Below are 12803 nucleotides of genomic sequence, written 5' to 3' on the forward strand. Positions count from 1 at the left end.
TTTCTCCACCACACCCGTACGCCCCCTTCGAAAGGAGCACGCAGTGAGCACCGAAACCACAGCTAACGAGACGTTCAACGATTCGCACGTGCTGGACCCCGCAGCCACGACGCTCTCGCAAGAATCCATCAGCCAGGAAATCACCGACATCCACGCCGCCTACCGCCAGTCGGTGGTCGAGGGCAAGAAGGCCGAGACGCAGCCGCGCATCGACTTCGCGCCCTACCGCTCCTCGCTGCTGCGCCACCCCACGAAGAACCTGCACCACGTGGATCCCGAAACCATCGAGCTGCACTCCCCGGCCTTCGGCGAGCGCGACGTGCACGCCCTGGAATCGGATCTGACCATCCAGCACAACGGCGAGCCGATCGGCGAGCGCATCGTGGTCGCCGGGCGCGTGCTCGACGGCGACGGCCGCCCGGTCGCCGGGCAGCTCGTGGAAATCTGGCAAGCCAACGCCGCCGGACGCTACATCCACAAGCGCGACCAGCACCCGGCCCCGATCGACCCGAACTTCACCGGCGTGGGCCGCGCCATCACCGGCCCCAACGGCGAGTACTCCTTCACCACCATCAAGCCGGCACCCTACCCATGGAAGAACCATCACAACGCCTGGCGTCCGGCGCATATCCACTTCTCGCTCTTCGGCACCGATTTCACGCAGCGCATGATCACCCAGATGTACTTCCCGGGCGATCCGCTGTTCAGCCTGGACCCGATCTACCAGGCCATCACGGACCAGGATGCCCGCGACCGCTTGGTCGCCAGCTACGACCACTCGATCACCAGCCATGAATGGGCCACCGGCTACAACTGGGACATCGTGCTCACCGGGTCCAACCGGACCTGGATGGAAGACGAAGAGGGAGAGAACTAAATGCCTCAGGCAGCAAACACCCAGGCCCCTGCGCTGAAGCTGGCCCCCACCCCGGGACAGACCATCGGCCCGTTCTACGGCTACGCGATGCCCTTCGACAAGGACAACGAGCTGGTCAACCAGGCCAACCCGAACTCCGTCCGCTTGCACGGGGTCATCACCGACGGCAAGGGCGAGGCCATCCCGGACGCACTGCTGGAAATCTGGCAGGCAGATGAGCACGGAATCGTGGTCTCCAAGGACGGCTCGCTGGTCCGTGACGGCTACACCTTCACCGGGTGGGGCCGCACGGCGGTGGACAATGTCGGGCACTACACCTTCACCACGCTGAACCCGGGTGCCACCGAGGCGGGCAAGGCGCCGTTCATCATGCTCACCGTTTTCGCCCGCGGCCTGCTGAACCGGTTGTTCACCCGCATTTACCTGCCCGAGGACACCGCGGCGCTGGCCAGCGATCCGTTGCTCGCCGCGCTGGATGACGAACAGCGCCGAACGCTGATCGCAACCCGCGAAGAAGATGGTTCGTTACGCTTTGATATTCGCCTGCAAGGAGATCTGGAAACGGTGTTCCTCTCCTACCCACGCGGGAGTTAAGCCCCGCCGCACGGCCCCGTTGGAGCGCACCTGCAACCGTAGAAATTCGGTGCAGGTGCGCCGACGGGGATTTGCCCGTTGCCGGGCACTAACATTTGAACCACATGGATAATGAATTGAGGGACCCTATGGACACCGTGGATTACGGGGTGCTCTCCCCCGCATGGGCCGGAACTCCGGCGGCAGCCACCGCCAGCGACGTGGCCTTTGTCCAGGCGATGCTCGATGTGGAGGCCGGCTGGGCCAGGGTTCAGGCAGATGCAGGCCTGTGCACCCCCGAAGACGCGCACGCCGTAGCCAATGCCGCCCGGGTGGCCCGCTATGACCTGAAGCTGCTTGCCGCGAAGACCCCGGATGGCGCCAATGCGCTCATCCCGCTGCTGGGCATGATGCGCGAACGGCTCACCGAGGACAACGCGCCGAAGAGCGCTGGCACCGCGCTGCACCGGGGAGCCACCAGCCAGGACATTATCGATTCCGCGCTGATGCTCGTCCTCTCGCGCACCCTGCGCTCCACCCTCGCCGACCTGCGCAGTACCGCGCGCGGCCTGGCCGCGCTGGCCGAAGAGCACCGCGGGACGCTGTGCATTGCACGCTCGCTGACGCAGCACGCGCTGCCAACCACCTTCGGCTGGAAGGCGGCCAGCTGGTTGTCCGCAGTGCTCAGCGCTGAGCAGCAGCTGTCCCACACCGAAAGCCAGCTATCCCTTCAATGGGGTGGCGCCGTGGGCACCCTCGCCTCGCTGGAGCAGTTCCTCGGTGACCGCCCGGAGCTGAACACCGGCTCCGCAGAGCTGAGCACCAAGCTGGCCGAGGTCCTGGGACTTGCCGATGCGGGGACACCATGGCATACCAACCGCCTGCCCATCGTGCAGGCAGGCTCGGCCTTGGCCGCCTGCATCGCGGCACTGGGAAGTTTTGGCGCGGATGTGCTCACCGCATCCCGCCCGGAAATCGGTGAGCTGTCCGAACCGCGCGAAGCTGGCAAGGGCGGTTCCTCGGCGATGCCGCAAAAGCAGAATCCGGTGCGTTCGGTCTTGCTGCGCAATGCCGCGATCAGCGCCCCGGGGCTCGCCGCCACCCTGTTTGCCGCCGCCGGCAGCGCGGTGGATGAACGCCCCGATGGCGGCTGGCACTCCGAATGGAGCGCCCTGCGCGAACTGTTGCGGCTGGCCTCCGGTGCGGCTCACCATGCCGCCGCGCTCGCCACCGGGCTCACGGTCAACGCACCCGCGATGGAGCGCAACCTGAAGCTGGGCGGCGATGCGATTCTCTCCGAACGCCTCGCCATGGTCCTCGCCCCGCTTGTCAGCGGCGGCAAACCAGCCATTCAGGCCTTGGTCCTGCGATCGCTGACCGATCAGATCAGCCTGCGTGAGCTGTTGAGATTAGAGATCTCCTCACACGATCTAACCGATGAAGAACTTTCCGAATTACTGGATCCGGCGGGCTACCTCGGTGCCGCGGATCGTTTCACTACAACCGTTCTCGCCGATTACTCGGCACGAAAGGAATTATGGCAGTCCCACACTTAACCCCGTCTCTGCTGCACACCGACAAGAACCTGCCAACGCTGGTTGTTGGTCCCTCGCTGGGTACTTCCTCCCTGCACCTGTGGGGACCTGCGGTTCCCGCACTGATGGATCACTTCCAGATCGTTGCCTGGGACCTTCCCGGCCACGGCGCGAGCAAGCCATCCACCGAAGAGTTCTCCCTGGGCGAGCTGGCCACCGGGGTGATCACCATGATCGATGCGCTGCGCGCCGATTCGGTCATCTCCGAAGACAGCAAGCTGTACTACGCCGGCGTTTCGGTTGGCGGAGCAACGGCCTTGCAACTGGCGGTTGACTACCCGGGTACCTTCGACGGGCTCTCTTCCATCTGCGCCGCGGCTAAGATCGGAACCCCTGAGGGCTGGACCGAACGAGCAGAGCTCGTTGCGAAGGCAGGCACCCCCACCATGATTGCCGGTTCCGCGCAGCGCTGGTTCGCCCCGGGGTTCATCGAAAAACAACCGGTCATCTCCACCGACCTCCTGCACAATCTGCAGGACGCAGATCGTTTCGCCTACGCCCATGTCTGTGGCGCGCTGGCAGGATTCGACGTGCGCGAACGCCTTGCGGCAACGACCGACCCGATCCTCGCCATCAACGGCGCCCAGGACCAGGTCTGCCCGCCGGCGGATGCAGAATTCATTGCCGAAAACGCTCCGCAGGGAACCGCAGCGGTCATTGATTCCGCCGCGCATCTGGCACCGGCCGAAGCGCCTGAAGAAACCGCGGCCCTGCTGGTTGATTTCTTCACCGCCAACTAAGAAAGGTTGCCAGAGACATGTCAGATTCCCAGCGTCAGCCCGGAGATTCCTATGATGCGGGCATGGTGGTGCGCCGCGAGGTACTCGGAAGCGAACACGTAGATCGCTCCACCAATAACTCGAACGAGTTCACCGACGAATTCCAGGAAATGATCACCCGCTACGCCTGGGGCACCATCTGGACGCGTGACGGACTGCCGCGCACCACGCGCAGCGCCATCACCCTGACCGCCATGATCGCCGGCGGCTACTGGGAAGAGCTGGAAATGCATGTGCATGCCGCCCTGCGCAACGGCATGACCGCCGAAGAAATCAAGGAAGTCTTCCTGCAGTGCGCAATCTACTGCTCGGTGCCTGCAGCGAACGTCGCGTTCAAAATCGGCAAGAAGGTGCTGGACGAATACGCGAACGAGTAGTCGATAGTGAACGGCTTGGCATCAACGTTCATTCCGTTGGTGCCAAGCCTCATTTGCAACGTTCCCGCAAGGGTGCGGTAGCCGCGGCTGCTATTCGATCACGCAGGGCAGGTCCCAGCCGCAGGCGCTGGCAATTTTCTCCACCGCATATCCCCAATTAATCTGTTCCTGCTCCAACCTCAACTGCGTGCTGTCGGCATCCGAGCGGAGGCTTGCCAGGAGCGAGGCCTCTGCCGCAGTGAGATGATCCAGCCGCGCCTTGGACGGTTTGCCTTCGGTGCCCCAGAATTCGCGGTGCGCTTCCAGCGTTTCCCGGTCCATCATCACACTGCGAACGTGGCCGTGGTGCGAGCGCAATTGATTCAGAATTGCGAAACCGTGGGTGTCCAAGTCTCCCCAATACACAAGCTCACAGGCATTCACCCAGTCGGCTGCGGCCAGTCCATCCAGCCCGTAGCCTGCGCCGAAAACGACCAGACTCTCCGGCATCAGCGGCATGGCCAGGAAATTGGTCCGGTTTTCGGTCACGAGAACCGTACGCACCGCAAGTGACATCGAGGCAAAGGCTTGGACCGTCATTTCAAGGTCTTCGGCGCCGCCCGGTGCGCCCAATGTTTCGGCCAACCCCCGAATACGCAGGGTGTCCGGTTCCAGCTTGAACCCGTGACGCAATTTGAAAGACTTTATTGTGGAACTGCGGGGAGTTACCGTGCCGCTGAGCACCGCCTCCATCTCGTCGATCTCGCGCAGATGCTTTTCTATAAACTTTGTGTGCACTCCGGCAAGTGCAAGTTGTCGCAGGTAGATTCCCGGTTCGCGGTTCTCCACCAGCCATCGGGCCACCTTTGCCACGGCTAGTGACTCGGAGCCCAACGCCGCGAGCCGGAAGGGACGCGCAAGCACCCAGGGCCGTAGTTGCGGTTCATTCCCCAACAGTGCCGAGGCTAAATGCGTGAATGCCGCAGCTTCCCGCCCCTTACCCAGGAATGCGATCTCCTGGTGCACGGTATCGAACCAAGCCGCCTGAGGTACATCGTTGGCACCAATGCTTTGGTGTCCGATGCTCTTGGACTCGATGCGGTAGTGGGAAGCTGCCCGGTGAAGTTCGCTCACCCAATTCTTCGCCTCGCCAAATCGCTGCCTCAACTCCCCGGCATTTGGCGATTTCAAAGGCCTGCGGCGCGGATAAACTCCCGTTGGCTCCAGCAGCTCGCACAGCAGCTGTCCGCGCTCCCAGGTTTTCAGTGACGCCGCCCGCAAGCTAGAAACTGTGGTCCACCCGGATTCCTTAGTTGCCACGGCGTTCCTTCTCGGCCCGGTACTCTGCGATAGTCATGTTCCGCAGCTGCGAAGCCTGTCCCGAAGGATTGTCCACGAATCCGACATGCGCCACGAACGGCTCGATCACGTGAATCTTCTGCAACGGGGTGACGATCAGCAACTGCAACTTCAGCCGTTTGAACAGCTGAAGGCCATAGTGCGCCGAAGCGTCCGAGCCTCTACCGAAGGCCTCGTCGATTACGACAAATCGGAAGTTCCGTTTGGTTTCGGTTCCCCCGCTCTTTCGTCCGCCCAGTCCGAATTGGAAAGCCAGCGCCGCTGCAAGGATGGTGTAGGCCAGTTTCTCTTTCTGACCTCCTGACTTTCCACCCGAATCAGTGAAATGCTCAAATTCTTCGTTGGTCTCGCTCCACCTTTCGGAGGCACTGAAGGTAAACCAGTTGCGAACATCGGTGACCTTCTCGGTCCAGCGCTGATCTAGGCTGGTAAGCCCGTCACGTCCACGGAAACGCTCCACCAGCTTGGAAACCTGGGCGAATTTCAGCTCAGAGTATTGCTCGCTTTCCCCCAATGCTCCTTCGGAGCAAGCCCGCAAGTCGACAACGAATTCGCGAATCTCCTGGTCCGAACTCTGGTGATGCTCGAGCTGAATGTGCCGGGCCGGGTCGTACTCGATCTGCGCCAACGATTCATTAATCTGATCGATACGGCCGGTAATGTCTGTCTTCCGAGCATCGAGGAAGGCGTTGAACGCGACAATCTCGTTGATCGTATTCTGGTTCAGCGCTTCCTTGAACTTGCTCGCGAAACGTGGCAAGTCATCTTTCTGCAGTCGTTCAAGCAGCGCGATGAACTCGTCCGCAGCCTCCAGCGCCTCGTCGAATTCGGTGCACTCTTCCTTGTACTTGGCCCGAAAAGCACCCATCAAGTTCAGGGTTCTTTCCCCGGCCCTAATGACCTGCTTGTTCAGGTTGTCAATGCGTCCGGTGAGCTGTTTATTCACCGAGCTTTCGATTCCCGGGACGTTCTTGTAGCTCAGTTCCGCCTCGCCCAACGCCTCACCCGTAAGCCGCCCGAGCTCGGCCAGTACCTGTTCACCGGTGGTTACCGGACGCAGTTCCAAGGATTTCGCGCATGAGCTGATGGTCCCAGCGATATCCTCGCGACCTTGCTCGTTCTTACCAATTCGAATGCCAAACTGTTCGGCCTGATCCTGCAGCTTTTTCAGCTCAAGCACCAGTTCGGACTCTTTCTCGGCCAGCAATGCGAGTTGGTCATTGGCCGAAGACAGCTGCCTGTGCTCCGCCACCAATCTGTCGATTTCCCTGGCGGTGAGCTGCCAGCCGATTTCGGCGAAAGTTTTAACCGCCTCCACCGTGCCAACCGCGCGCTGCGCCGCTCCAAGTTTTCCAAGCTCCCGCAACACCACAGCAATCCGCTGTTCGACTCCCTGCCGTTTGGCTACCGCCTCATCCACGAGCCGCCGGATCGTGGTGGTTTTCTCGTGGTTATCCCAGCCGAGCACGAAGTTCCGTCGATCCCGGCGCGCAGGGCGGTCATCTTTTTCGTGTCTCCCTCCACCGGTTTTTAACTGGCCGTTGGGTGTGACGGCTTTGGCATGGCGACGAAATTCATCCAGGGATTCACAGCAGTGGTGGTCGAAACGTGTGTTCAGCTGTGCCGCCAGGTATGGGCGGAACTGCGTCCCTACCTTGATTTCAATCTTGGACGCCAACGTTCCGGCACGTTGCTCCACAGCTTGCATCGGTTGCGAATCGACCTTGCGGTAGACCAATCGCCCGCGAAGGTTGTTGCGGTCTACCCAAACGGATACCGCAGCATAATGCTGCTGGGGCACCAGCAATGACAGTGCAAACCCGCGCAGCGCCAACTCGGCGGCGCCTTCCCAGAGCTGTTCGCCGGGACGCACACGCAAGAGTTCACCGATATACGGCAGATTCGTCTCCTCCAGCCCAGTCGCCTCACAAAGTCGCCGGCGGATTTCAAGCTGTTCGCGCGGAAGCAGGTTCGTTCGCGCCTGCAGGGACGCGAGTTCCTCGTACAGCGACTGTTCTTCGGCTTTGGCTTCCGCAATTAACGCCAGCAGCCTTCCGTGGCCGTCATTGAGTACCGCAGCCTCCCGCTCCAATCGCACGGTAACTTCAGGCAAATCGGCCACGTTCGCATCGAAATCCACCTGGTCTCGGACGGGCTGCAGCGCCAGCAGGGCAGCCGAGCTTGCATAGGATTCGGCTTTGGCCTTTTGGGACTCTTGACGAACGGTAGCCGCGTGGATTTCGCTGTCGATGGTTGCCAGCCGGCCACCGCCGTGGACTCTGATGTCCTCGCGAATCACAGCTAGTTGTTCCTGCGCTTTGAAAACCCCGGCTTTCTTGGCAGCAGAATCCCGACGAAGCCTGGTCGCGGTGCGTTCCAGCTCCGCTTGGTGTTCCAGGCTTAGTTCTAGCTGTCTGGACATGAACCACGGGGTCAGTTCCTCGCGCACCGAGCGGTACGTGGATTCTTTTGCGGATAATTGCCGGTGCCGTTGAGCATGTTCCCGAATCGGAACAAGCATGTCGATCTGATCATTGGCCCGGCGCACCGCATCGTGGGCCTTCTTCAGATCATCAAAATGCAGGATCAGGTTCTTCAACCGACCAGCCACGTCATCGTCGTCGAGCATATTTGTGCGCACGAAGCTGGTGATGTTCTCAACCTGCTTCATTGACACCGTGCGGTGGAACAGTTCCATGGCTTGGGAACCAGAAATGCCGAACTGTCGCTTAAACGCCGATTCATAACTGTCGAAGGTGTCAAAGACCGTCACGCCGTCGCCGCGCAACCGTCGTTTGAGTTTCAGCGGGTCACCATCGAAGTCGGCGAAGTTCCCGGTGATTGACTGCTCCGACTCGGAAAGGGAATAGAAACGGTTAGGTTGCCCGGCTTCTTGCGTGGCCCATAAGGTGAGCGCCAGGCTAACAGTCTTGTCCATCTCGGCGTTGCCGAAGATGCCCAGTACCACGGTGTAGCTGCCAGGTTTACGCAAAGCTACAGGTTTTGAAGCGTCTCCTCCACCGCGTTCTGACTTATGGAAGTCACGCACGTAGGACATGAGACTGCGTTCTTTTTTCTGGGCCCCGGCGGCCTTATTAAAATCAATCCGATGGGCCGGTAACAGCAGAGTCGTGATCGCGTCTACGACGGTTGATTTGCCCGAGCCGATGTCTCCGGTCAGCAAACTGTTTTCACCGTCCAGAATAAAGCGACGCACCGCCCCATCGAAGGTTCCCCAATTCAGGATCTCCAGCCGGCGCAATCGAAAACCGGGGTCATGTCCTTCGAATTCCAAGGTCTCGGTCTGTTCAACGCGTGGGCCGTTCGCCTTGGGCAAGGGCTCGGTCGACTTGGTTGGCTCTGGTTTCACCGCGGCAACATCGGGTGGGGAGATGAAGAGCGAGTCTTGCAAATCCGAGGTGTTTTTCGATGCCATTATTTCTCCTCCAAGGCGGTGCGGTAATCAGCTAGGCGTGCATCGAGTTCCCCGAGCCATTGAGCATCGACGAATGCCTTTATGATCCGCGCAACCTCAAAGCTGTCATTGCTGCCGCGAAGCTTACGCAGGAAGCCCATCTCGGCCACCTTCTTGATGCTGGCGTTCAGTTGATCGAACATCCTGACCTCATTGCTGGTTTCGGGCATAAATACCGAGACCAGCTCAGCGATCTGTTCGCGCGTCATAACCAGACGAGTTTCGGCGGTCTGCTGGTCGAATTCGGCCAGCCTCACCCGCAGCAGCGCGAGCAGCAAGGAGACGTGAAAGGTCAATTGCCTGCGAGCTACCAATCGTGGCAGCTTGGAGTCTTCTGCGGCTTTCGAACGCAAGAATGCGTAGCCTTCGATATCATCATGGAATAGCTCTAGGCCAAGCACCGCCACGTAATCCCGCGCCGAGCTGATGTTCTCCCCTAGCTCTTGCCACAACTTTTCATCTGATTCGCGGTAGATCACGCCTTTAAGCAGATGAGTGACCACCAGGGAGAGCGAATCGGTGGGCAGAGCGGCCGCGGTTGCTGTTACTGCTGCGTCGGTATCGAATGGCAATGCTTCGGTCATCTCTAGTCAGCCCTCACAAATGTAATGTGCTCCACAGTGGCTTCACGCAGCGCACCGGAATTTGTCGTCCAGCTCAGCGTCTGGGTCCGCGACGCATCAATATTCGCCCATTTGGACTCTGCCGCGATCTGGAAATAAGTGACGATCTCCGCCAATCCTTTTTCTAAGGGATGCAACTGAAGTATCTCTTCCAAACTCGCTTGCGAGTCCTGCGACAAGGCCTCATCGATATTCGATTGAAGTTCGCTGCGATCCACATAAAACTGCTCGAAAAGCGCGCTCGAATCGACTTCGCTATCTTCGGAAAGTTCTACCTCGTCATTGATTATTACTTGAGTCCCTGGCTTATACAGGGGCCGCTCAAAGGGCAGGACTACCTCAATTTGTTGGGTAGGGATTTCGGCGATGGTTCCGCTAGGTGGTTCGTTGCGCAGTACCAACGCATTCGACTCGATGCTTCGGATCAGCTGCATGATGCGTTTGTTCTCCAAAAACACCTTGTCATCTAGCAGCCGGCGCATCTGCTGAGACAGCCGACGCACCGTGCCTTGGGTCTGTTCTACGGCAGGCAACCAGTCGCGTTGAAGATGCAGGATCTCGCCCAATCCTTCGATCCGCTGCAGTGCAGGGATTTGTGTTGCCTGTTCCAGTAGCTCGTTCAATTCAGAACGTTGCGCTGGCGACATCAGGTAATCCCAAAAACCCTGGAAGGTTCGTCCCTGCAACGATCCGGAGATATCTTCTTGATTCGTGAAGATCGCATCCAGCAACTCGCCTTGGGTGCCTTCCCAGGTGGAAATTCGTTCACGCACTTGGCGGTCTAGGTCACGGAAGTTTTGTTCGACTTCGCGGAAGTCAGAGAGCAGATCCTGGGCTTGAGCACGCAATTGCTGGTAGTGGTCTAGGGCTTCCGGAGCAGACATTACCGGCATATCACCGGCAGCGACCGCTTCGATCTTCACATCGATCGCCAGACGCTCGGCGCGTAGTTGTGCCAGACGGACCTCAGGGTCGGTTTCTGAACCGCGAACGAGGGTCTTGAGCAGGGAAAATATCCCGGTCAGCCTCGATTGCGTGGCGACGAATTCTCTGCCTTGCAGCGCCTGAACCCAACGCACCGCGTCCTCGGTGGTAGGCGTCAGGTCGAAGATCGGGTCGTCCTGACCGGCAATATAGAACTTTCGAAGCCAAGCTTTCTCCGGAGCGGCCCAGTTATCAAGGTACTCCGTTGCGGCGCGTGGGAAACTTCCTTCTCCCAGTCCCTCACGAACCGTAAACAGCACGTCGTCAAGAGCATCGATTAGTTCCCGCCGTGGAATGTTGCGGCGATTCGGTTCAATGAAAGCCGCGGCGAAGAACGCGACAACCAGCGGCGCATGGTCAGCGCGCAGCAGCGCCCACCCGGGATGGTTCTCGCGCAATCCTTGGACGGCGTAGTAATCCACGTTTTCGACTCACTTCTTCCAGCTGTCCAACGGCCTGAATTGATGGTGCCGTTCTACCCATCATAGAAAGCACGTGAGACAAATAGGCCGGTCTATGCAATTATCGATGACTCAGGCGCGCGCTTCTATCACTGAACGTTCAAGCCAGCTTCGTTCGAATTCGCTCAGGGCCCTTGAGGACTTGCCATCCGCGGCCAAGGGGACCATCACCGTTGTCGAGTCGAAGACCGGATGCCCATCCTGGTAGCCGATCCCGCGCACGCTGAAGGATTTGGTCCCGATGCGGGTAATCCCCATGCGGATCAGCATTTCCGGCTGGTAATAGAGCGGGCGCAGGTAGTCGACCTGGATCGAGGCGACTACCGTGCCGAATTCGAAGCGGCCGGTTTTGCCGTCTTCGCGTGTCCAGCGGATGCGTGCCTCTTCCATCAGCGTGATGATGCGGGCATTGTTCACATGCCCCAATGCGTCCTGATCCGACCAGCGCAATTGCAGCAGGATCTCGGTAGCAGCAGCCAGGTTTTCGGATTTCGCTTCAGTCATAGCTTCCATTGCACCAGATTTCCGGCCGATCAGCTGCGCCCGTGACCTGCTCATGAACTCTCTTGTCCCGTCGTGCAAACCCAACGGCGCGCCTCGCTGTTTGCATCCAGGCAGCTCCAATTCATGGGTTCCGAATAGAATCTGATCTCATCGGTGAGCCAAAAGGTCTTATCCGGGTCCCATCCGGCGATCGTGCTGGCGAAATTTTCATCTACTTCAAGGCATTCGCCGGCAAGGGCTAGATATCCGGCCACGCTCAGATGGACGCCGTCATAATGCTGCGCGACCAGCGACCAGTCGGGCATCACCCAGGAGCCGTCGCGGCCGGTGGTTCGATACCAGTCATTGCGTTTGCCGGCGGTAACCTCGATGCCATATTTGCGGCTCAACCGAACCCAATCTGCGGCAGAAGAGATCTCCAGGATCCGCGCCGAGGGCGGCACGCTCGCCGCTCGGGTTACCGCTTGCTCCCAGCCGAAACCGTCTTCGACGCAGCTCAAGCCCAGCGGCTGTTTGTCGGCGAAGATTGCGCTGGTGGCCACAAGGTTCATGCTGGGCTTGGACCACCATTCGCCACTGAGGTTTGCGCTGACCGGTGTCGGCTTTTCGGCGGCGAAACGCTCCTCGGTCAGGATCAGCCGTTCCTTCCAGCGTTCGAGCTCGTCGGCCACGCTGCGTTCGGCGAGTGTCACCGAAGCGCTGGGATCGAGTTGATCAAATTCCACGTGAAACTGTGAGCGCAGATCAACGGGCGCACACCACCATTGCGCCTTGCCGGAGTCCGCAATGTGTCCAGCAATTCGTTGCAGCGGCTCCGCGAGCACCGGCGAGGCCAACAGCGTGTCTTCGCCATCCGGCTCCTGCCAGTATCTGGCAGCATCGACGGAGCGCTCCAGCGCCGCCTTCAGGAGCATGTCGGTCACCGCAACAAGCTCGGTGCCATTCAAGAGTTCGCCAAGCTCTTCCGCACCGACTTTGATCCCGCGTCCCACCTCGGCTCCCGGCCCGAACATGACCACGGAATCACCGCGGCATGCTTCCACCTGATAAGCGGCATGGAACATTCCCGAGTGCAGCGGATGCTCATCAAATGCGGGCAGCAGCTGCTCTTCGCTGGCCAGCGCAAATTCCCACAGCAGGCGCCGCCCGCGCCGCCCGGCCGGCAATATATGCGCTAAATCCACTTCTGACTCCTAGCATTCGACGCATAGGGACGT

Annotated in this window: 11 protein-coding genes; 5 read left to right on the top strand and 6 right to left on the bottom strand. The window is 59.9% G+C overall.

Going from position 1 to position 12803, the window contains the following annotated elements:
• The first annotated feature begins 43 nt into the window (after positions 1-43).
• The 5 genes from pcaH (at position 44) to pcaC (ending at position 4201) form a co-directional block, all read left to right on the top strand.
• Positions 44-877, top strand: coding sequence for a protocatechuate 3,4-dioxygenase subunit beta (pcaH, locus tag CQ019_RS11145; RefSeq protein WP_105569704.1), 834 nt, complete (start codon positions 44-46; stop codon positions 875-877).
• The gene (gene pcaG, locus CQ019_RS11150) at positions 878-1471 is read left to right on the top strand and encodes a protocatechuate 3,4-dioxygenase subunit alpha (RefSeq protein WP_105569705.1); all 594 of its coding nucleotides are present in this window, start codon (positions 878-880) and stop codon (positions 1469-1471) included.
• A gap of 104 nt (positions 1472-1575) precedes the next feature.
• Positions 1576-3006, top strand: coding sequence for a lyase family protein (locus CQ019_RS11155; RefSeq protein ID WP_258133987.1), 1431 nt, complete (start codon positions 1576-1578; stop codon positions 3004-3006).
• Positions 2988-3785 carry an alpha/beta fold hydrolase gene (locus CQ019_RS11160; RefSeq protein ID WP_105569707.1) on the top strand — a complete coding sequence of 266 codons (798 nt, stop codon included), beginning with the start codon at positions 2988-2990 and terminating at the stop codon, positions 3783-3785. The genes CQ019_RS11155 and CQ019_RS11160 overlap by 19 nt, the downstream gene beginning before the upstream one ends.
• A 17-nt stretch (positions 3786-3802) precedes the next feature.
• Positions 3803-4201 (top strand): 4-carboxymuconolactone decarboxylase, encoded by a 399-nt coding sequence (gene pcaC / locus CQ019_RS11165; RefSeq protein WP_105569708.1) that lies wholly within the window; start codon positions 3803-3805, stop codon positions 4199-4201.
• Positions 4202-4291: 90 nt separating this feature from the next.
• On the opposite strand, the gene CQ019_RS11170 is transcribed toward pcaC, so the two are convergent.
• The 6 genes from CQ019_RS11170 to CQ019_RS11195 form a co-directional block, all read right to left on the bottom strand.
• Positions 4292-5500 carry a Wadjet anti-phage system protein JetD domain-containing protein gene (locus CQ019_RS11170; protein WP_105569709.1) on the bottom strand — a complete coding sequence of 403 codons (1209 nt, stop codon included), beginning with the start codon at positions 5498-5500 and terminating at the stop codon, positions 4292-4294.
• Positions 5490-8975 (bottom strand): ATP-binding protein, encoded by a 3486-nt coding sequence (locus tag CQ019_RS11175; protein WP_105569710.1) that lies wholly within the window; start codon positions 8973-8975, stop codon positions 5490-5492. Before CQ019_RS11175 ends, CQ019_RS11170 begins: the two co-directional genes overlap by 11 nt.
• Positions 8975-9598 (bottom strand): DUF4194 domain-containing protein, encoded by a 624-nt coding sequence (locus tag CQ019_RS11180; protein WP_105569711.1) that lies wholly within the window; start codon positions 9596-9598, stop codon positions 8975-8977. Before CQ019_RS11180 ends, CQ019_RS11175 begins: the two co-directional genes overlap by 1 nt.
• Before the next feature lie 2 nt (positions 9599-9600).
• Positions 9601-11043, bottom strand: coding sequence for a DUF3375 domain-containing protein (locus tag CQ019_RS11185; RefSeq protein WP_105569712.1), 1443 nt, complete (start codon positions 11041-11043; stop codon positions 9601-9603).
• 111 nt (positions 11044-11154) lie between these two features.
• Positions 11155-11586, bottom strand: coding sequence for a thioesterase family protein (locus tag CQ019_RS11190; protein WP_105569713.1), 432 nt, complete (start codon positions 11584-11586; stop codon positions 11155-11157).
• 50 nt (positions 11587-11636) lie between these two features.
• On the bottom strand, positions 11637-12770 hold the full coding sequence (locus CQ019_RS11195) for a hypothetical protein (RefSeq protein WP_105569714.1): 1134 nt from the start codon (positions 12768-12770) through the stop codon (positions 11637-11639).
• Positions 12771-12803 lie beyond the last annotated feature (33 nt).

It is taken from the genome of Arthrobacter sp. MYb229 (assembly GCF_002975405.1).
Lineage (GTDB): Bacteria > Actinomycetota > Actinomycetes > Actinomycetales > Micrococcaceae > Glutamicibacter.